The organism is Candidatus Sulfidibacterium hydrothermale (assembly GCF_020149915.1).
In the GTDB taxonomy this organism is placed as follows: Bacteria; Bacteroidota; Bacteroidia; order Bacteroidales; family F082; genus Sulfidibacterium; species Sulfidibacterium hydrothermale.
This window is the reverse complement of sequence record NZ_CP083760.1, coordinates 1559041-1579689: the sequence shown is the minus strand read 5'-3', so window position 1 is coordinate 1579689 and position 20649 is coordinate 1559041. Positions and strand designations below refer to the sequence as shown.

The 20649-nt window shown below is 41.4% G+C and carries 15 protein-coding genes; 7 read left to right on the top strand and 8 right to left on the bottom strand.

Annotation, left to right across the window (positions count from 1 at the left end; translation table 11 throughout):
• The first annotated feature begins 21 nt into the window (after positions 1–21).
• Positions 22–576: a 2-oxoacid:acceptor oxidoreductase family protein gene (locus tag LA303_RS06140; RefSeq protein WP_240527042.1), complete on the top strand. Its 555-nt coding sequence runs from the start codon at positions 22–24 to the stop codon at positions 574–576.
• A 105-nt stretch (positions 577–681) separates the two neighbouring features.
• On the top strand, positions 682–1968 hold the full coding sequence (locus tag LA303_RS06135; RefSeq protein WP_240527041.1) for an MFS transporter: 1287 nt from the start codon (positions 682–684) through the stop codon (positions 1966–1968).
• 24 nt (positions 1969–1992) lie between these two features.
• Here LA303_RS06135 and LA303_RS06130 read toward each other — a convergent pair whose 3' ends face one another.
• Both LA303_RS06130 and aroC read right to left on the bottom strand, forming a co-directional pair.
• Positions 1993–3918, bottom strand: a complete 1926-nt coding sequence (locus LA303_RS06130) for a putative porin (RefSeq protein ID WP_240527040.1) — start codon at positions 3916–3918, stop codon at positions 1993–1995.
• A gap of 56 nt (positions 3919–3974) precedes the next feature.
• On the bottom strand, positions 3975–5054 hold the full coding sequence (gene aroC / locus LA303_RS06125) for a chorismate synthase (protein WP_240527039.1): 1080 nt from the start codon (positions 5052–5054) through the stop codon (positions 3975–3977).
• A gap of 84 nt (positions 5055–5138) precedes the next feature.
• Here aroC and LA303_RS06120 point away from each other — a divergent pair, with 84 nt between their 5' ends.
• A complete protein-coding gene (locus LA303_RS06120) occupies positions 5139–5813 on the top strand; it encodes a hypothetical protein (protein ID WP_240527038.1) in 675 nt (224 codons plus the stop codon).
• On the opposite strand, the gene LA303_RS06115 is transcribed toward LA303_RS06120, so the two are convergent.
• Positions 5810–6382 carry a hypothetical protein gene (locus LA303_RS06115; RefSeq protein WP_240527037.1) on the bottom strand — a complete coding sequence of 191 codons (573 nt, stop codon included), beginning with the start codon at positions 6380–6382 and terminating at the stop codon, positions 5810–5812. The two genes, LA303_RS06120 and LA303_RS06115, sit on opposite strands and share 4 nt — an antisense overlap.
• Before the next feature lie 132 nt (positions 6383–6514).
• Between LA303_RS06115 and LA303_RS06110 the strand changes: the two genes are divergently transcribed.
• The 3 genes from LA303_RS06110 (at position 6515) to LA303_RS06100 (ending at position 10861) form a co-directional block, all read left to right on the top strand.
• Entirely contained in the window at positions 6515–7753 is a 1239-nt protein-coding gene (locus tag LA303_RS06110) for an MFS transporter (RefSeq protein ID WP_240527036.1), read from the top strand.
• Positions 7754–8621: 868 nt separating this feature from the next.
• Positions 8622–9593: an IS110 family RNA-guided transposase gene (locus LA303_RS06105; protein ID WP_240525754.1), complete on the top strand. Its 972-nt coding sequence runs from the start codon at positions 8622–8624 to the stop codon at positions 9591–9593.
• A gap of 404 nt (positions 9594–9997) precedes the next feature.
• Positions 9998–10861 (top strand): patatin-like phospholipase family protein, encoded by an 864-nt coding sequence (locus LA303_RS06100; RefSeq protein ID WP_240527035.1) that lies wholly within the window; start codon positions 9998–10000, stop codon positions 10859–10861.
• A gap of 11 nt (positions 10862–10872) precedes the next feature.
• Here the strand turns inward: LA303_RS06100 and LA303_RS06095 are convergent, their stop codons facing one another.
• The 5 genes from LA303_RS06095 to LA303_RS06075 form a co-directional block, all read right to left on the bottom strand.
• Positions 10873–11511: a LolA family protein gene (locus LA303_RS06095; protein WP_240527034.1), complete on the bottom strand. Its 639-nt coding sequence runs from the start codon at positions 11509–11511 to the stop codon at positions 10873–10875.
• 20 nt (positions 11512–11531) lie between these two features.
• Positions 11532–14033 (bottom strand): FtsK/SpoIIIE family DNA translocase, encoded by a 2502-nt coding sequence (locus tag LA303_RS06090; protein WP_240527033.1) that lies wholly within the window; start codon positions 14031–14033, stop codon positions 11532–11534.
• 68 nt (positions 14034–14101) lie between these two features.
• Complete coding sequence (locus LA303_RS06085; protein ID WP_240527032.1) at positions 14102–15433, bottom strand: MATE family efflux transporter; 1332 nt, start codon at positions 15431–15433, stop codon at positions 14102–14104.
• Positions 15434–15491: 58 nt separating this feature from the next.
• On the bottom strand, positions 15492–16247 hold the full coding sequence (locus LA303_RS06080) for a hypothetical protein (protein WP_240527031.1): 756 nt from the start codon (positions 16245–16247) through the stop codon (positions 15492–15494).
• A gap of 299 nt (positions 16248–16546) precedes the next feature.
• A complete protein-coding gene (locus LA303_RS06075; protein WP_240527030.1) occupies positions 16547–16909 on the bottom strand; it encodes a hypothetical protein in 363 nt (120 codons plus the stop codon).
• Between LA303_RS06075 and LA303_RS06070 the strand changes: the two genes are divergently transcribed.
• On the top strand, positions 16878–20648 hold the full coding sequence (locus tag LA303_RS06070) for a response regulator (protein ID WP_240527029.1): 3771 nt from the start codon (positions 16878–16880) through the stop codon (positions 20646–20648). The genes LA303_RS06075 and LA303_RS06070 overlap by 32 nt on opposite strands.
• Position 20649: the final 1 nt, after the last annotated feature.

Genomic DNA, 20649 nt, shown 5'->3' with positions numbered 1-20649 from the left:
AAATCTTAAAACCACGAAAAAATGACTGAAGAAATCATCATAGCCGGTTTTGGCGGACAAGGGGTACTTTCCATGGGAAAGATTCTGGCTTACTCGGGCATTATGCAAAATCAGGAAGTAAGCTGGATGCCTTCGTACGGTCCTGAAATGCGCGGCGGAACAGCTAACGTGACGGTAATTCTGAGTGACGAACGTATCAGCTCTCCGATTTTGCGCGCTTACGATACGGCCATTATACTCAATCAACAATCGATGGATAAATTTGAACCTACTGTAAAACCAGGCGGGGTTCTTCTTTATGATCCCAACGGCATTTTAAGGCACCCTACACGAAAAGATATCAATATCTACCGGGTAGAAGGAGCCAAAAAAGCTGCAGAAATGGGAAACACCAAAATTTTCAACATGATTGTTCTGGGTGCTTATCTTACCATAAAACCGGTGGTTCAATTTGAAAATGTAATCAAAGGATTAAAAAAATCATTACCCGAACGCCACCATAAACTCATTCCGTTGAACGAAGAGGCCATACGGCTGGGAATGAAAAGTGTGGAAGTGGTACATGAAGTAAAATAGCAATCCCGAATTAACCTGTATAAAGAGAAAAACCGGCTTCATAATGAAGCCGGTTTTTTTGTAGAAGATTTTTTTGTTATTTTTAAGGGTTTAAAAATCAAACCCATGGAAAGAGAAGAAACTTCGTTTCAAATGAACAAACATTCACTCATTGCCGGATTTTCCGGTAACATCATGGAGTGGTACGATTTTACGGTTTACGGATTCTTTGCTACCATTATTGGTTCCCAGTTTTTTCCGAAAGAAGATAAGATCGTTCAATTGATTTCTGCTTTTGGTATTTTTGCTGCCGGCTATCTGATGCGTCCTATTGGCGGAGTCATTTTCGGCCATATCGGAGATAAACAAGGACGAAAAAAAGCACTCTTGATCTCCATTTTAATGATGGCCATTCCAACCACATTAATCGGTTTTCTGCCTACGTATGCTTCTATCGGATGGTATTCGGCCCTCTTGCTCGTGATTTTACGGCTGTTACAAGGGCTTTCGGTAGGTGGAGAATTTACAGGATCCATTTCCTTTCTTACCGAAAAAGCTCCACCCGGGAAACGGGGCTTTTATGGCAGCTGGACCACTTTCGGCGTTTTTGGGGGAATGCTCATCGGCGCAGCCATTGCAGCCATCGTTACTTCTGTATTCAGCACAGCACAGGTGAACAGTTTCGGATGGCGGATTCCTTTCCTTTTTGGCGCGGTCATCGGTATTGCCGGACTCTATCTCCGAAAAGATATGAGTGATGATCAACGTTTTCAGGAGATCATGAAAAAAGAACAAACCTATAAAGTTCCGTTGGCTGAGTTTTTTGCCCATTACAAAATGCAAGCATTAAAAATCATTCTGGTCAGCTGGGCTTTCGGGGTTTCCGTTTACCTTCTTTTCATCTTTCTCCCCTCCTATCTGCACACCTTTTTACACGTAAAACTCGATGATGCCCTGTCGGTTCACACCATTGCCATCATTTTTATGATGCTGATTATTCCTTTCTTCGGACACTTAAGTGACCGGTGGGGAAGAAAGCTCACTTTGTTTATTTCACTGGGCGGTTTTATCCTGTTTTCTTACCCGCTCTTCTTTTTATTGTTCAAAAAAACTTATTGGGCCATTCTGACAGCGATGTTGGCCTTTTCGGTGCTGGAAGGAATTTTTCAAGGAGTTATCCCTGCTTTAATGACAGAAGCATTTCCGGCTAAAGTACGCTATACCGGACTTTCAATAAGTTATAATATTGCTCTGGCTTTGTTTGGCGGGACAACGCCCATGGTTTCGGTTTGGCTTATAAAAATTACAAACGGAAATGTACTGATGCCGGTTTACTATCTTATTGCCACTGCCATCATTGCTATGGTCACCCTTTTGTTTATGCCGGAAACATACAAAAAAGAGCTGGACTGATTCTTTCAACAGACGCTACCGGAATCAATTATACAGTTTCCAGCTTATCCCAAGATAAAATCCGCCATCAGCAGCCGGATATCCCGGTGTACTGTAATATTTTTTGTTTTTCTCCACAAAGCCCAGCATATTCTTCCCTTGCAAGAAAAAACGCAGACTTTTTATTTTCATGGTAGCATACAAATCCAGATAGAGGTAGTCCCCTATTTTTCGTTCATGCTGCAAATAAAAAGCTCTTAACTCTGGCATATATGCATCGGCATAATATTGGGTAAAATAGGATAACTGAACCCCGGTTTGCAAATGGGCTGCTCCTTTAAAGATCCATTTTTTGAAAAAGAGATTCATTTTTCCGGTAAAAGCAGGCAAATGCAAAGCGGAAGGCATGGAAGTACTTTGATAAACCGCCCGCAAATTAATACCAAAATAGTGTAACGGAATGGTTCCTTCAGTATAAATCTTCATCACGCTTCCCGGAGAGGAAGTTTGCTGCGGAAACACCGAATCGTTGAAATAAGTATAATTTCCCAGCGAAATAAAGTTTACTCCTGCCTTTACCGTTTTGTACCGGTACTCCCCTGTAAAAGAGAAGATTCGCTCTTTATCCAGATTCAGATTCCAGTTAAAACGGTTAGACTGGTAATGGGTAAAATACCATTCAGGCGTTTTGTTTTGAAACACCACCCGAAAATAAAGCTGTCCCACATTTTTTGTCATCGAGCCCAGGTACTGCAACAAACTTCCATCTATTTTCAAGTCTCCTGTGTTATACCCGCCAAAAACCATATCAGCCGTTGCATTTAAAAAACTCCGGTTAAAAAGTTTAAGCGCTATTCCGCCAAAAGGAATCAACTGATTATTAAAATAGCGTATCGAATCGTATGGGAGTGTTTGCAAAATATGGTCAAAGGTAACCCCAAAATGCGCCCGAAAAATATGGCTTAACTTATCATCGTTATACGCCAGGCTCGACCACATGAAACGGTTTCTGATCAATTGCTGATATACAGAATCATACGTATTCAACGTATCAAAAACCGTCGGAAAATCCTGATAAAAAAGCGTATCAACACCCGCATCATCGGTATAAACCATTTGATTCCGCTGATACAAAAACGAATAGAACACACTCCCCCCCGCCAAAGTCCGTTGGGTAGAATCTTTTCGCATTCCCGGCTTCATCAGATTAAAATACTGCTCAATATAAAAGCCAGAAGCTTTTACCTTGTTTTGGGCTGTATTCAGATAAACCGGAATAGCCTGACGATCTTTCTCCAGATTCTGCGAGAAAAGAGAATCATATAGAATTCCTCCGTTTTCTTCTGTTATTACTTTATTATACAAATAATTAGCTATAATAGCATATCGATTGTTCGCCGTATGATAACGCGAAGTAAAATAGGTGTATTTATCATCCGATTTGCTATTCAGGTAACTTCCCGGAGAATTTACAAGATACAGATGAAGCCCAAAAGTAAAGAGCTTGGACATTTTACGGCTGAATGTTACCCCTAAAGTCTGCTCCCGCTTTGGTCCCATCACATACTGCAAATCCGTCATAGGACGTTTCAGTTTATAATACCGGACCTGATCATTGTAACACATAAACGGGGAAAAAACCTTGGATCGCAGGGAATAACCGATTGGCGTATAAGGAGTAAACACCCGGTTAATCGAAGCCAGCCCCACATTACTGAGCGTATTGTACATCCGGTTATGCTGTTCGGTAGGGGCATATTGATTAAAAGTAGTAATCGTCGTATCCACATAATGCAAAGCCCCAATCTTTAAACTATCCAGCGAACCGGTAAAATAATAAACCGATGTAGTATCTACCGATTGGGTAGTATCTGCGGTCGTTTCGTCTGTTTGTGCCCGAAGAAACAAAGGGGAGAAAATCCCCAGCAGGAAAAGGAAGAAAACGAAGTATCTTTTTTCAAAAAAAGCCACAACCAGTTTGTTTAATTCAACAGACAAAATTAGGGAAAAGGATGTTAAAATCAGGTTTAAATTTGCGAAAGACGGTTTTGCAGCCAATGGTCGGCCAAAACCAAAGCAGCCATAGCTTCCACAATAGGCACTGCACGAGGGACCACAGTTACATCATGCCGCCCTTTTCCTTCGAGAACGATCTCATTTCCATCTTTATCCACCGAAGGCTGGGATTTCATCAAAGTAGCAATGGGTTTAAAAGCCACTTTAAAACGAATTGTATTTCCATTGGAAATTCCCCCCTGCACCCCACCGGAAAAATTGGTTTTTGTAGTGATTTCTTCCCCTCTTTTTTCAAATAAATCGTTGTGTTCGGAACCTTTCATGCGGGCAGCGGCAAAACCGGAACCGATTTCAAATCCTTTTACGGCATTAATACTCAGCATAGCCTTTCCCAAATCGGCATGGAGCTTATCAAAAACAGGTTCACCCAATCCGGCCGGAACATGATGAACAAAACCAACAATGGTTCCGCCCAAAGTATCTCCCTCCTTTGCCGTCTGCTCCACAAGTTCAATCATTCTTTCAGTGGTAGCTTTATCCGGACAGCGCATGGGCGAGGCTTCGGTCAGCGCCGGGTCAACCCGGTCAGGTTCTTCCGGCATAGCCACCTCTCCTACGCTGTGAACATAAGCCGATATTTCTATTCCGGCATGGCGGAGAAGTAATTTGGCAAAAGCACCGGCGGCCACGCGGGCAATGGTTTCTCGGGCTGATGAACGACCACCGCCCCGGTAATCACGAAAACCATATTTCTGATCATAAGTAAAATCGGCATGCGAAGGCCGGTAAGCATCTTTTATGTGGCTATAATCTGCCGAATGATGGTCTTTGTTCCAAACCAAAAAACCGATGGGCGTTCCGGTGGATTTCCCTTCGAAAACTCCCGATAAAATCTCCAAACGGTCTTCTTCCTGCCTCGGAGAAACCCATTTTGACTGTCCCGGACGACGACGGTTTAGCTCTTTCTGAATAAAATCGGGGTCAATGGTCACTCCTGCCGGAAAGCCATCTATCACTCCGCCAACGGCTTTCCCATGCGACTCTCCAAAACTGATCAATTTTAAAATTTTTCCAAAACAATTCCCTGCCATTTCCGTTTTATTGTATTAATTTTGTAAAAGTAAAATAAAAATGTTTAAGCATTTTGTTTTAACCAAAATCAAAGGAAAAAAGAGATGGAGTATTTTAAAAAAGTCGTTCTTATAGCCGTAATCGCGGTTTTGTTTGTTCTAGGAGCCTGCAGCACAAAAAGCACAGATCCTTATTATAAAATCAGTGACGAATTCAAACAGTACTGTCTGTATAATGAAAACAGCTACTGGATCTACATGAACGACACTACAGGAACTGAAGATACGCTGAAAGTATCAGACGTACAGGATTATATTGCTTTTCACAGCCCGGACAACGTAGCCGGTCCTTACAGTTTTGATGTGGTAGATATGGATTTTGACACCACGGAAAACCTGCCAATGGTCAAAGGTTCCATTACTGCCGGCAATCCCACTACCGGAGACGACGGAACCATGAGGGATATGTATTGGTTATTTTTCAAAGACGGTAATTATTTGCTTGCTTTTGCTCCGGGTTACCCCATGGGAGTAGAACAGCTGCTGGGAGATAATCCCGGGTTTTACACCAATATTGAAAAGCTGGATAACTATTCCGTAAAAGGCTTTACCTATAACGATGTTTATCACACACAGGTACTGAAAACGGAAGGGACATCGGACACTGTAAATTACCAGTTTTATTTTGCTAAGAATTACGGACTTATCAAATGGACCCGGTCAGTAAACGGTGAAACTTCGAGTTACAGCCTTATCGGTTCTTCGTTAATTCAGAATTAGCCTTGTCCCTCTTTGCTTTTTCTCCGGTTACGGAAATATCGGATTGTTTTCCAAACAACGCCGAAAATCAACAGGAAAAAAGCAAAAAACAACAAAAGCCATTTCATGTACGTGATAACTCCTGAAATGTGCACGACCGTAGGAGACATGTGCGGAAAAGAGTGGAGACTGATGCGTAAAAGGATATTCTCTGCATAATCAAAAGCAGCAGCAACAAACGGCAGAACTACCAATTTGTATAAACGGGTACGGTTAAATACCAAATAGAGAAGTACTGAAAAAAGAGACGCATAAACCAGCGGGTAAAACATATCAATCCACTGTAGTTTCAGGTAGAGATGCCGGCCGGCATCTCCGTAGTGTTGAAATATCTCCTGTAACTGCGTAAAAGAATAATAGATACGGGCATCAGGAATTCCAAAGCCACCCGAAACTTTTTCTATTTTTTCCACACTAAACGGGAACAGGCCATGAAAAGCGGCCATGAACAATCCTTGCAGAATAACCAGCAGCGTAATTCCCCACGGGCGGGAAAGCACCCACAGGTATTTTCCAAAAAACTTTTTCATTGAATTCGTTTTATATCCTGAAAATGCTAAGGTATAAAATTTTCGAACACAGAAAGTTGACTTCATATTCATTTCCTTTTTTCAAAAGCTCAATTCCTGTCCGTTTAAAGAATTCATTACTTTCGCTCTGTTATGCAGAAGATTGAGAAAAATATCCAGTATTATAAATTCGGGCTGTACGGTTTCTTAAAGAACCTGCGTTTTTATGAAGCTTTTCTCATTCTGTTCTTTCTTGAGAAAGGAGTTGATTACTTAAAAATCGGCGTTTTATATTCCGTACGCGAAATAACCATTATGTTTTTTGAGATTCCGGGCGGACTGGTTGCTGATGCCTTAGGAAGAAAACGAACGTTGATCGCTTCTTTTTTGGTTTACATTCTTTCTTTTATCACCTTTTATTTTTCGAACCATTACGGATTACTATTACTGGGAATGATTCTTTTTGCACTGGCTGATGCTTTCCGGTCAGGCATACATAAAGCCATGATCTTTCAATACTTAACCCAAAGAGGGTTAAAAAACCAAAAAGCCAATTATTACGGGCATACCCGCTCCTGGTCGCAAACCGGATCGGCAATTGCTTCACTAAGTGCAGGGATCATGGTTTTTTATTCCGGAAGCTACCGAATTATTTTTGCCCTTTCGGTAATTCCTTATTTCCTTGACATGCTTTTGATCTGGAGTTATCCGGCATCTCTCGACGGAGAACTTTCTCCTCATACAAAAAACCAGTTCCAGCAACGTTTTAAAGAAATCTGGCTAGCGGTGACAACCAGTTTCAAGCACTTCGACCTGTTACGGATCCTGACCAATCTGTCATTACACACAGGATATTATAAAGCAGTAAAAGATTACATCCAGCCGGCAATTGTCAGTTTTGCCGTATCGGTTCCTCTCTTTTTAACCTTGCAAGACAAGCAAAAAAGTGCGCTCCTGGTGGGATTCATTTATTTTATTCTTTATTTGCTTACTGCTGCTACATCGCGGTATTCGGGCCGGTTTCTTCAGCGATTCTCCCATTACAGCCGCCCCATGAACATCACTTTGCTTGCAGGAGTTATTCCGGGAATTCTGGCTGGTTTTTTCTACCTGAATCACTGGTTTTTCTTATCCATTCTCAGTTTTGTCCTGATTATGTTGAACGAAAACCTGCGCAAGCCCATCGGCGTAGCTTTTGTGACAGAAGAATCGGATAAAAAAGCTGCCGCATCGGTTCTATCCATACAAACGCAGGCTCAATCTCTCTTTGCTGCTGTTATTGCCCTGTTGATTGGCTGGGGAGCACAACTTGGTGGCCCCGGAACAGGAATTCTGGCCGGAACGCTTTTTTTACTGCTGCTTTTTCCATTGGTCAGGCTAAAACAAGATTGACATTTTTTGTTGAAAGGTATTTTGTTTTCTCGACAAGGAAAACCCGTTGAAGTACTTAAAATTTGAAGTGTGAAGTACTTAAAGTAGTAAGATTTTTGGGATTTGTTTTTTTGGAATTTCGTTTGCGATTTGTTTTTTTGTTTTTTGGGATTTCCCACTTTAGGCACTTCAAACTTTAGGCACTTGAAGCACTTAAAATGTGAAGTATGAAGCACTTAAAGTTAGCAGAATACACATCTCGTTTATAACTAATCCCGAAGGGATTAAACATCAATAACCCTGTACGAAGTGCAGGGAAATAAACCCATCAAAAAAGCATAACCCCAAAGGGGTTGAATACCATCCTCTGAATAAATTCAGCGTCAATGGTAATAAGTCGTCCCTACGGGACTCCATTACACTACATCTTATGGTGAAATTCATCGTTTAAATGATGAATGATAAACGGGATGAGATTTGTTACATTTCCTTGGAGCTCCTTTGTGATGTCCTTTGTGAGACTTTGTGGTAAAAAGAATCACTGGTCATTGGGAAGGATGAACAATAAATGTTGAGTGATGAATGGTGAATAGTGAATGGCGAATGGTTAATTATTTATTTTCAGTATTTTAACCACGCTTTTACTGTCATCCTATGTTTGCAAAAAGAAATAATTACAGGAAGTGTTAAGTTTGAAAATTATTAACCAATCAGAAGAGAAAAAGGAGAAAGATAAAGACTAATGGTTGTCATTAGGCTAAAAAAGCCCGTTCAGGATGATAGTCCCTTTCTCCTTTCTACTCAATCTTGAACAGTTCGTTAGGCATGAAAGCCTGTATTTAGGATTGAAAAGACAAAGTAGAATCCCTTCTGATAAAAACATCTTGTCATGTGCAAAGTTATAGGAATTGATGTATCAAAATTAACTTTTGATGTTGCTTTTCAAAAAAAAGATGAAAAGTTCTCTTTTTTCAAATACAGTAATGATGCCAAAGGGTTTACAAAGTTTATGAAGATTATTGATAAAGAGGATCTCTGTGTAATGGAAGCAACAGGCCCTTATTATCTGTTTTTAGCCCGGTTTCTTTTTAAACAAGGGGTAAAAGTATCCGTAGTTAATCCATTGCAGATTAAACACTTCGTAAGAATGCGAATGGTAAAAGCCAAAACGGATAAAAAAGATGCCCTGATGATCGCTTTATATGGCCAATCAGAACAACCCGTTTTGTGGCAACCCGATGAGCCGGTGATTATGCAGGTTCAGCAAATTCATTCTGCCATTGAAGGTTTGCAAAAACAGGCAACCATGCTTCATAATCAACTGGAAGCATTTTCCCGGTTTCCTGATTGCGACAAGAAAGTAATGCGTGAGTTAAGAGCATTGTTAAAAACGATTAAACTGAAAATAGCTAAACTGGAAGCCGGAATACTTGAAAAAATAAAAATACATTATGCCAATACATTTAATGCGCTGACATCTATTCCGGGTATTGGACCAAAAACAGCGGCCATCCTGATAGCAATTACCAATAACTTTCAAAAATTTGACAATGCTAAGAGATTATCTTCTTACGTAGGGTTGGTTCCCAGGATATTTTCATCAGGGACAAGTATAAACGGAAAAGGACACATTACAAAAATGGGGAACAGATATATACGCAAGCTATTGTATTTATGTTCATGGTCAGCAAAAAAACACAATAGTCAATGTATAGCACTCTATGATAGATTATCAGAAAAAGGAAAGCCCGAAAGAGTTATAAAAATTGCAATTGCAAATAAGTTGTTAAGACAGGCCTATGCTATTGGAACAAAATTGAATAAATACGAAGAAAATTATGAAAAAATATTTGCTTTTTAACACAGTTCATCCTGAACGGAGCGAAGCGTAGTGAAGCGTAGTGAAGCGTAGTGAAGGATCTAAAAATATAATCACGGCTGTTCAAAGAGATGCTTCACTGCGTTCAGCATGACAAAAGAAGTTGATTTTTTGAATTTGATTTTTTGCTTTTTGTGATTTCCCACTTTAGGCACTTCAAACTTTAGACACTTGAAGTACTTTAAAGGCGTCTCTTTTCAAGTCGGACAGGACTTGAAAAGTGGAGACATCAATGCAGATGAAGGCGGGAAATTCACCGTCTGAACAGAGCCCCAAACAAGGAAGGGAGAAAAAAGCCATCATCAAAGATGTTTCGCTTCGCTCGACAGGGCAAAAAATATCCCGGAAAATTTTACAATTATCCTATCTTTAGCAAAAATTTCAACATGAAAAAACTGGCTCTTGCATTGGGTGGTGGCGGTGCCCGCGGACTGGCTCACATTGGATTTTTGCGCGTAATGGAAAAAGAAAAAATTCCGGTTGCCCGAATCTCAGGCTGCAGCATGGGTGCCATGGTTGGTGGCGCCTATGCACTATACGAAAATGCGGATGCCGTAGAAGAACTGGCCCGTCATTTTATTCAGCACCCCGATTTTGAAGGATTCAACTTTGACGATTTCGCAGCGATGGATAACACCGCCATCGATATAAAAAGTAAAGTTTATGCCGTAATGGGCAAAATTAAAGTGGGACTTTCACTTTTTAAAACGCTGGCTAACCCGGGAATTTATGAAGAAGAACTCGTTGAGAAAATTTACCACCATTATCCGGATCATCCTATTGAAAAACTTCCCATTCCTTTTTCGGCCATGACCAGCGACCTGATTTCAGGGAAAGAGGTGGTGCTCAGCAAAGGAAGCCTGCGCTTAGCCATTCGCGCCAGCTCATCTATTCCAGGTTATCTTCCTCCGGTAAAATGGGGGAAATACTGGCTTGTAGATGGCGGCGTATCTAATCTCGTTCCCACCACATCGCTTCCCAAAGAGAAAGATGAATTAATCATCGGGATAGACGTAAGCCGTTCTATCCGAAGTCAAGATGAGTTAAAAAGCGGAATAGACATCATGCAACGTGCCGAAAACATCCGGAATTATCACCTTACCAAACTCAAAACCCGCAATGCGGATAAAGTTATTCGTTGCTACATGGGAAATATTTCCTGGGCCGATTTTAAACAGGCCGATGCCATTATTAAATCGGGCGAGAAAGCCGCCCGGCGACTTCTGCCCTGGTTAGAAAAAAACCTGTAGCTTCTCCGGAATTATCGCATATCTTCCAGCTCGCATCCCGGAAACTCTTTCGGATCGTAGGTAAATGTTCCTTTCGGAAAATCTACATTGGCTTTAAAATTAAAGATGTCATAGGTAAACACATTCCCATCGTTGTCATACAACGAAAATTTCTTCACCAGGTATTTATGCGAATCAATGGTAATAGTTACCTTATGGAAAGTAGCCTTTTTCTTTTTTGAAGTTAACACCAACGTTTTTAGAATTCCTTTTCTTTGTCCTTTTTCAAATTTGGCATTGTAATCGGAATATTCTTCCAGAATTTTTGTAGGCGATATATTGGAAGGATCATTGGGATCCAATGCGCTGAGCATCACCTCTTTGGAATCCTTAATAATTGTCCACATGTTTTTGCCATCCGAAATAATAATCTGTCCCATCAATTCGATACGAAATTTATCTCCTTCCACATAAATGGTTCCGGTTTTCTTTTCATGAATGTCATTGGCATCATTATCCATTGAATAAGATAAATCAGACTTAAAATTTTTATAGGACGACATCTTGTTCAATGTCTTTTTCAACAATGCCTGAGCACTGTTCTGAGCAGAAAGACTTCCGGCAAAAAGCAAAAATATAAACAGCAGATAACTTTTTTTCAATTTCATCATTTCTCTTTTCTTTTCAACAGTTAAAAATCATTTTTCATATCAATATCCTTCAATAATTGTTCCAAAGCCATTTCGTTGGCCACACGGACTTCACGCGCCTTACTTCCTTCGAACGGCCCGACAATTCCGGCAGCTTCAAGCTGGTCAATAATTCGTCCGGCACGGTTGTACCCCAGCTTCAGCTTTCTCTGCAGCAGCGAAGTTGAGCCTTGCTGGGTTTGAACAATCAACCGGGCAGCATCTTCAAACAACGGATCACGTTCGTCCAAATCCACTTCTCCAACCGACTCTGACTCTTCGTCATTGTATTCAGGAAGATGCATTGCATCAGGATAAGCCCGTTGTTGTCCGATGAAATCGGTAATTTTTTCCACTTCATCCGTATCCACAAAAGCACACTGCAGCCGGATGAGGTCGCTTCCGGTAGAAAGCAGCATATCACCCCGTCCGACCAGTTGATCCGCACCACCGGTATCCAAAATGGTGCGTGAATCAATTTTGGAGATTACCCGGTAGGCAATTCGTGCCGGGAAATTGGCTTTGATGGTTCCGGTAATAATATTTACCGACGGCCGCTGGGTAGCAATAATCAAGTGAATTCCCACGGCACGTGCCAACTGCGCCAAACGCATAATGGGACCTTCCACTTCTTTTCCGGCCGTCATAATCAAATCGGCAAACTCATCCACTACCAGTACAATATATGGCAAGAAACGGTGTCCGTTTTGCGGATTTAATTTTCGCGCTTTAAAACGCGCATTGTATTCTTTAATATTCCGTACCTGCGCATCTTTCAGCAACTCATAGCGGTTGTCCATCTCAATACTCAACGAATTGAGTGTACGCACCACCTTCCGTGTATCGGTAATAATCGCTTCTTCTGAATCGGGCAACTTGGCCAAATAATGCCGCTCGATACGCGAATAAAGGGTTAACTCCACTTTTTTAGGATCTACCATCACGAACTTCAGCTCTGCCGGATGTTTTTTGTACAAAAGCGAAGTAATAATGGCATTCAGTCCCACTGATTTTCCCTGACCGGTAGCTCCCGCCATCAGGATGTGGGGCATTTTAGCCAGATCGACCACAAAGCTCTCGTTAGCAATGGTTTTTCCCAACCCGATAGGCAATTCCATCTTGGCATGCTGAAATTTCTCCGATTCTAAAATCGAACGCATGGAAACAATGGTAGGATTTTTATTGGGCACTTCGATACCTACCGTTCCTTTTCCGGGAATAGGAGCTATAATACGGATTCCCATCGCCGAAAGGCTTAATGCAATATCATCTTCCAGATTTCTGATTTTCGCAATCCGCACACCCGGAGCCGGTACAATTTCATAAAGCGTTACGGTCGGACCAATGGTCGCCTTGATTTTAACAATGGAAATATGATAATGGTCTAATGTATCGACAATTTTCTGTTTATTGGCTTCCAGTTCTTCCCGGTCTACTTTCACATTTTCGTCATAACGATTGAGCAGCTCCAATGACGGAAAAACAAAATCAGGCAAATCAAGCGTAGGGTCAAATGCTGTATCCAATCCCTTGTGCTCACCGGGAATTACCTTGGCTTTACTTTCTTCCTTAGGCTGTTCAATGGTAAACTCCAGTGTATTTTCCTTTTCTTTCTGTTCCTGCAGTGAATCTTCCGGATCTGGCAATACACTCTCTGTTTTCTCTTCTTTCTCGTTGCCGGATTCCGGCTCTTCGGATAATTTCGTTTCTGTTTCTCCGGAAGAATCGGGTTCCGTCACCGTAAATTCTACCGTATTGTATTTATCTTCTTTACGAACATTGCCTTTCTTTTCAGTATTCTCCTGACTAACAGCCTCTTTTTCCGGTTCTTCAGTTATTTTGGCTTTTTTTCTACGAAACGAAAATTTATAGCGGATCAGGATGAGAATAGCCGGAATAAAAAAGATAACCAGAATCACTCCCAGCATACCAATAGATGTTGTCATCCATCCATTTAGCTTATAGCCGAACAAGCCGCCAAAAACATTATCCGGATGATGGGGAAACAAAAAACCGGTCACCAAAGGAAGCCAGAAAAATCCGATAAGAATCACCTGAAACAATTTCCATACAGACAAAATCCTGACATTCAGCAGAAGTCGCAATCCCCATACCAGCAACAGAAAAACAATAAAATAAGCGCCGAGTCCAAATCCGTTTTGCACCAGCCACCGGGAAAGAAAAGCTCCCAAATTGCCCGTCCAGTTATGAACCAGTGCTGCATGATCATTAAAATAATGGTTCAGCCCGAAAGTACGGCTAACAATATTTCCCGGATTGCTGCCAAACCAGTTGATAAAAAATGAACTAAAAGCCAATAACAAATAAACCGAAACCACAATAAGGAAAAAACCGGCAAAACGCCAAATCCGGGGATCCATTTCCTTTTTCACCCCGGCCGGTTTCTTCGCTGTTTTGTTCTTCTTCCCCGTTTTTTTAGAGGAAGAATCCTTTTTAGGTTCCTTAAATTTATTCGCTTTCAGTTTGTTACTTTTCGATGGCATGAAAAAACAATTTTCAACAAAAATAAGGATTCTGTTTGAACAACGGGAAGCGATCTTCGGTTACCCGGTTAAATTTTTGTTTTTTCCCACCGGTACGATTTCAGATAAAGAAAAGAAAAGAGACTCAGCAACAAGCCATAAATCCATTCGGCAGTCCAGGCCTGCACCACTGTTCCATGCCAACATTCAACAACAAGGTAAGTGTAAACCAAATAAATCACCAGCACCGTTAATTCAATAAATAAAGAGACCTGGGTTTTTCCGGTTCCGGCCACAGCACTAAAAAGGACAAATCCAACAGACAGCAGGATAGCTCCAAGACTAATTACATGCAGTACCGGTATTCCCATGCGAATAAGCAAAGCATCATTGGTATAAACCGAAAGCAATGCTCTTGGGAACAAAACCCCTGCCAACACCAATAGCATCACCCCCAGGAAACAAAGGCGGATAATCCGGAAAACCAGACGCATCACTTCTTTTGACCGTCCGGCTCCAATCAGATAACTGACCAGCGTATTGGCTGCAGTGGCAAACCCCCAAATAGGAACCATCAGCAGCACATAAATACTCCGAATGATATTAGAAACAGCAAGAGAGCTTTTCCCGATTTTCTCCACAAACAGAAAAAAAACAAACCAAACCGACAAGGAAACAAACTGCTGCATCATGGTCGGAAAAGAGACTTTTAAAATGCGTTGCATTTTTTCGAAGCGCAAAGGGCGAAAACGGAACAGGGAAAAGTCGGAGAAACGAACAGTTACCACGGTATACAGGAAAAAACCAAGTGCAGCCACATATTCAGCAATCACCGAAGCGAGCGCCACTCCGGCGATTCCCATTTCAGGAAAGCCAAACTTCCCGAAAATCAGCAGGTAATCTAAAATAATATTCACCACTGCCAGTACTACCGTGGTATAAGTAATCACTTTCGTACGGCCCAGCCCCACATAAAACGAACGGAATCCTACATTGACAAAAGCCGCAAAAATGCCAAAAGCACGGTAATCCAGAAATTGCTTGGTTCCGGCAGCCACGTCACGCGAATGAACGCCATAACGAAGTATTTCTACCGAACCAAACCGTAACAACAAAAAAGCAGCTACAGCCAAAAGCATCAGGAACAAAAAGGAATGATCAACGACGCTTCCAATGGCATGTTGTTTTTTCTCGCCATAGCGACGGGCAACAATAATCTGTTCGCCCATCCCGAAGCCCAGTCCCAGCATAAAAACAGCAAGATAAAAAATACCGCCCAAAGCACCGGCCCCCAGTGCCACCTCGCCTACCCTTCCCAAAAAAGCTGTATCCGTAAAATTAATCAGGTTTTGCGCTATACTACCCAGTATTATGGGATAAGCAATGTACCAAATCCGTTTGTACGAAATATCTTTTTCCATGGAAAGCGCAAAAATAGGGCAAAACAGGTTTCGTAAAACAATGTTTATTGCCCGGAGATTAGAAACGGTAACCGATCTGAATCAGATAACGCATTCCAAGTCCCATGCTGGTTGTTACCCCTGAATCTTTCACTTCTCCTTTCTCAATCAATTCATCGAGAAAGGGAAGCTTTCCAAGCAAAGCATCCCGAATCGCTTGCTCATATTCTTCATCTTGAATATCAATTGTTCCGGCCAAAAGAATTTTTCCGGTATACAAAGAAATGGAGGGCCCCATAAAAACCAAATCAACAACAAAATGTTTTTTAATGGCAAACTGATAACCCAGCTCTATTCCGCCACTTAAAATCGAAAAGTTCACCTGGGTCTGAAAAGAGCCGGACCCCACATTGCTATCACGAATTTCCACATCGCTGCCAAAATGGGTATAATGATACGAGCCGTAAAACCCCCAATACAAACCATCAGGAGCCAACTTTCGGTTCCGGTTCTTAAAGTAAAAACGGTAATCTCCGGAGACTGAAAATCCACCTTTCTGGCTACCACTTGAAAAATAAAGCGTATCATACTGATAACCCGAAATGGGCAACTCAAAATACCCCACATTAACCGAGAAAGAGCGATAGGGTTTCAAAACCCTTTCATAAGAGAGGTTAATATCTCGTGAAGACCACAAAATATAAGGAGTCATATTCCATTTAATGACGTTCCGTCCCCACCCGGCAGGAAAACTCACCGTATCAGTCTGTGCCTGAAGCGATACCGCCAACAGTACAAAAAACACAATAAAAACACTTTTTCGAATTGTTTTCACCTTTTTCTTTTTTTCTTCCTGCAAAACAGACGATTCGCAAACTTATAAAACTTCTGTTTACGAGCTCTGTGATTCTGTCAAAATTTCACATGGGATAACTTATTCAAATTCTGTAACTCAGCTTTCGCAAGCTTAATAACATGTTGAAAATAAAAATATTCACTAAGTTTAACAAAACATAACCAATTGATATTGTGCGCCTTATTTGCTTATGAAAATGTCGTAATAATCATTTTTCTTTTTAAAGTTATTCATTATTCCCGATAGAATTGCTTTTTTACTTGAAGTGAAAAAGATTTTTAATGTGTTTTCTTGTTCCTTTCTTGTCTCGTCAAGAAAGGAACCAAAGAAGACGCACCGAAACGAATGCTTCTTTGCGCTCTGCCGAAAAGCAACATCTCCGGCAAAAGAGTCTCTTGCTCATCGCAAGAGAAATGCAAGCACTTTTGCACGATGTTGTAAGCTTTTCGGCATTCACCCCATCGCCGGCCCGCCGTTTCGGTAGGCCAGCCCACAGCTTTCAGCCTTGAGAAAAAAAATAAATCTGCAAAAGTTAAATTCTGTAATATTTTTATTTTTGTAGCTGTTGCCTGTTGTAGGCCAAATATTTTCCACTTTTCAATTAAAGAAATGAATAAACTCTCCACCAAAATACTTCTCATTATTATTATTCCTATTTTACTTACTGCCGGTGGAGTCATTTACTTTGTCAATGATTCCATCATTAAAATAGTCAAAGAACAAACCCGTTACACTTTACAGGAAACAGTCAATGAATACACCACGATCATCAATGAAAAAATAGACCGGGCAGCAGCTATCGCCCAGAAAACAGCCCTGTATATCAGCGAAAGAAGAAAAACAAACTTCAAAAGTATCCTTGATTACCTAAAAGGCGACCTACTCATCAACAAAACGATTTACCGCACTGGTTTTGTATTACTTACACCCACCCCCAAAAACAACGACAGCGTTATTTACCTTTCCGTTACCCGCGATCAAAAATTCATGCTGGATAACAAAAAAAAGCCTTGGTTTGATTACCGGCATCATCCGCCTGAATACTGGGTTCGCGCCAAAAAAACCGGAAAAGGCGTCTGGTCAAAATTACACAAAGAACCCCGCGGCAAACGTCAATGGATTATTACTTATGCTTATCCAATAACCATCGATTCCGTTTTCCGGGGAATTGCCTTTCTTGATATCACACTTCACGACTTGCAAAAAACCATCCGTAAACTGACCCAAAAAGATTTGCTTTCTAATTTGCGAATCAATATTTACACCAACGACAGCCTGGTCATTTTTGATTCTGACAAAACACTCGAAGGCAAACATATTACCGATCTGATCAAAAACAGCAAAGTCGACAGCATCCGGACCGCCGAGTTCGTCCACGAAGTTTTTAGCAACAAGGGAAAAGCCAAAATTTTTACCCCCGGGAAAAATGGAGGAAAATACACCTATTTGTCTTTTGCCCCCATTAAAAGTCTGGGCTGGCACCTTGCCGTAGGCGTTACAGAGGGATCTATTTATCAAATGGGACAAAAGCTGGTGTCGCTTATTATGCTCACCATTTCGCTGCTACTGATCATCATCATTATCATCGTGATTTACAGCACTTCCAGGCTAATTACCCAGCCTTTGAAAAAACTGAGTTTCACCACCAACGAAATCGCCAACGGAAACCTGGAAAATTACATCAACATACAACGGAAGGATGAAATTGGCCAGTTGGCCGGCAATTTCAACACCATGGCACAAAAGCTGCTTTTGTGGAAAACTGAAATTGAAAAAAACAACCGGCTTTTAAAGGCCATTTTAAAAAACGCCCCGGTAGGGATTATTTATTTCGACGAAAACGGGATTGTATCTTATCACAACCACCAGGCAGTAGTCATTAGCGGTGTGATAAAAGATTTCCAGGGCATGCCGTACGAAAAGCTGAAAATGTCGGATGAACTGAAAAACATGATCCGCGAAGCTTATCGCACCAAGAAAAGTTTCGAATACGAAGGCTATTCCCTGATCAACAAAGAGAAGTATATAAAAGTAAAAATCAGGCCTTTCAAATCGGAAAAGAAAGGGAAGGTCAAACTATTGGTGATACTGGAAGATATCACCGACATGAAAAAGAACAACGAACTCCAAATTGCCCGGGAGGCTGCCGAAAAAGCCAACGAAGCCAAAAGTCTTTTCCTGGCCAACATGAGCCATGAAATACGAACACCGATGAATGCCATTATCGGCATCACTTACATTTTAGAAAATACAAAACTGGATGAAAAACAGCGTATTTATCTGCAAAAGCTCAAGTCGTCGGCCAACGTTCTAATGCAACTGATCAATGATATTCTCGACCTATCTAAAATTGAATCGGGTGAGATGAAACTGGAAAAAACCAAATTTCAGCTTGATTCTGTACTCTCCGACCTACTGGACATGTTTTCCATCAAAGCAGAAACCAAAGGATTAACATTTCTTTTTAATATTGATCCGGAAACACCTTCCGAGCTCAAAGGAGATCCTCTGCGGCTAAAACAAATCCTGATCAACCTGATCAACAATGCAATAAAATTTACCGAAGAAGGAGAAATTATCATTGGCGTTCGCCCGGTCAGGACCAAAAAAGACCGGGTACAACTCGAATTTTCAGTAACAGATACCGGCATTGGAATGTCTGAAAAAGACATGAGCAAACTCTTTAAAAATTTCTCTCAGGTAGATGAAGGAACGGCTCGGAAATATGGCGGGACCGGTCTTGGACTGGCCATTTCCAAACAGCTTGTTGAATTGATGGATGGGAAAATCGAAGTGGAAAGCAGCCCGGGAAAAGGCTCGGTTTTTCGTTTTACGGCCTGGTTTGTTACCAATCAGCAAACCATAAAAGAACAGTTCCAAATCACCGACGATATCCGGGGAATGCAAGTACTCATTTGCGATGACCATCCCGTTGAGCGCAAGATTCTCAACGAGATGCTCACCAACCTAAAATTTAAAACCCTGGTAACTGACAACGGAAGAGGCGCCATTGAAATTCTGGAAAAAGCTCATCAGCCTATTCCCCTGGTCATTTTAGACTGGAATATGCCCGGGCTGAATGGTTACGAAACTGCCGAGATTATCCGGAAGAATCCCAAAATCCGGCATCAGCCCAAAATCATCATGTCTACTGCTTACACCAGCAGCAGTATCCACGGAGACGAAATACGGAAAAAATACATCGATTTGCTTTTATTCAAACCCCACACCTATTCATCGCTTTTTGATGGAATCATGAGCACGCTGGGCAAAGCAATAATGCGTCATCACCAACACAAAACCAAAGTGTTTTGGGACAAAGAGAAACACGCCCTTTATGCCGGAGCCAAAATTCTGTTGGTAGAAGACAACGAACTCAACCAGGAAATTGAAAAAGAGCTGCTCGAGGGAATGGGATTTTCTGTCACCGTAGCCGGAAACGGCGAAATTGCCATTAACATCCTGAAAAACAGCAATCCTGACGAATACATTCTGATTTTCATGGATATCCAGATGCCAGTAATGGATGGATACACGGCTACCCGGGAAATCCGGAAATTGAAAAACGCCGGACAAATCCCCATTGTTGCCATGACGGCCGATGTCATGCCCGATGTTAAAAAGAAATGTATCAAGGCCGGAATGCAACACGTCATTCATAAACCCATCGATCCTCAGGAAATTGCCAATGCCATTTTGCACTATGCAACAAAGCCCCAAAAACCGGCAGGCAAATACGCATCCAAAACCGGGAATGGGGAATCATCATCCGAGATCAAAGATCTGCTCCGGCAAATCAAAGGATTAAATATTGAAGAAGGACTCCAACGCGTAAACAACAACCAGGAATTATACTTCCAGGTTTTACGAAAATTCATCAAAAACACCCCTTCGATCCAGGAAAAATTTCAAAAATTGATCATTGAGAAAAATACCGATGCCATTCGTAAAGAGCTGCACGCATTAAAAGGAATTACCGGTAATCTTGGGGCTGTAGAACTGCATCAAAAAGTCATCCAGGCGGAGAAGGTCTTTAAAAAAGGATTTTCCCGAGAAGGAACCGACCAGGTAAATGCCTTATTAAAGGCAACCGAAGCGTTCCGGCAAGCAGTTCTTCCGGTCCTTGAAAAAGTCCCGCAAAAAGAAACTACATCACAAAAAGCGGATTACCATTCCGTTATCCAGGCTTTAAAAAAGCTAAAAGAAAGCCTGGAAAAAGATGATGCCGACAGTGTGGAACTTTTTAACAACGTTTATCCTGAAATAAAAAATTTTGAAGAAAGTAAGCGCCTTAAAACCGCCATTGAACAATACCGGTTTGACGCCGCCATTCCGGCTGTAGAAGAAATAATGGCTCAACTAAGCAAAAAAGAAAAATAAA

Excerpts from the sequence above, each read along its gene's own strand:
- LA303_RS06140 (WP_240527042.1), top strand. The coding sequence starts at position 22 with ATGACTGAAGAAATCATCATAGCCGGTTTTGGCGGACAAGGGGTACTT.
- LA303_RS06135 (WP_240527041.1), top strand. The coding sequence starts at position 682 with ATGGAAAGAGAAGAAACTTCGTTTCAAATGAACAAACATTCACTCATT.
- LA303_RS06120 (WP_240527038.1), top strand. The coding sequence starts at position 5,139 with ATGGAGTATTTTAAAAAAGTCGTTCTTATAGCCGTAATCGCGGTTTTG.
- LA303_RS06090 (WP_240527033.1), bottom strand. The coding sequence starts at position 14,033 with ATGCCATCGAAAAGTAACAAACTGAAAGCGAATAAATTTAAGGAACCT.
- LA303_RS06095 (WP_240527034.1), bottom strand. The coding sequence starts at position 11,511 with ATGATGAAATTGAAAAAAAGTTATCTGCTGTTTATATTTTTGCTTTTT.
- LA303_RS06110 (WP_240527036.1), top strand. The coding sequence starts at position 6,515 with ATGCAGAAGATTGAGAAAAATATCCAGTATTATAAATTCGGGCTGTAC.
- LA303_RS06105 (WP_240525754.1), top strand. The coding sequence starts at position 8,622 with ATGTGCAAAGTTATAGGAATTGATGTATCAAAATTAACTTTTGATGTT.
- LA303_RS06085 (WP_240527032.1), bottom strand. The coding sequence starts at position 15,433 with ATGGAAAAAGATATTTCGTACAAACGGATTTGGTACATTGCTTATCCC.
- LA303_RS06100 (WP_240527035.1), top strand. The coding sequence starts at position 9,998 with ATGAAAAAACTGGCTCTTGCATTGGGTGGTGGCGGTGCCCGCGGACTG.
- LA303_RS06075 (WP_240527030.1), bottom strand. The coding sequence starts at position 16,909 with ATGAGAAGTATTTTGGTGGAGAGTTTATTCATTTCTTTAATTGAAAAG.
- LA303_RS06070 (WP_240527029.1), top strand. The coding sequence starts at position 16,878 with ATGAATAAACTCTCCACCAAAATACTTCTCATTATTATTATTCCTATT.
- LA303_RS06115 (WP_240527037.1), bottom strand. The coding sequence starts at position 6,382 with ATGAAAAAGTTTTTTGGAAAATACCTGTGGGTGCTTTCCCGCCCGTGG.
- aroC (WP_240527039.1), bottom strand. The coding sequence starts at position 5,054 with ATGGCAGGGAATTGTTTTGGAAAAATTTTAAAATTGATCAGTTTTGGA.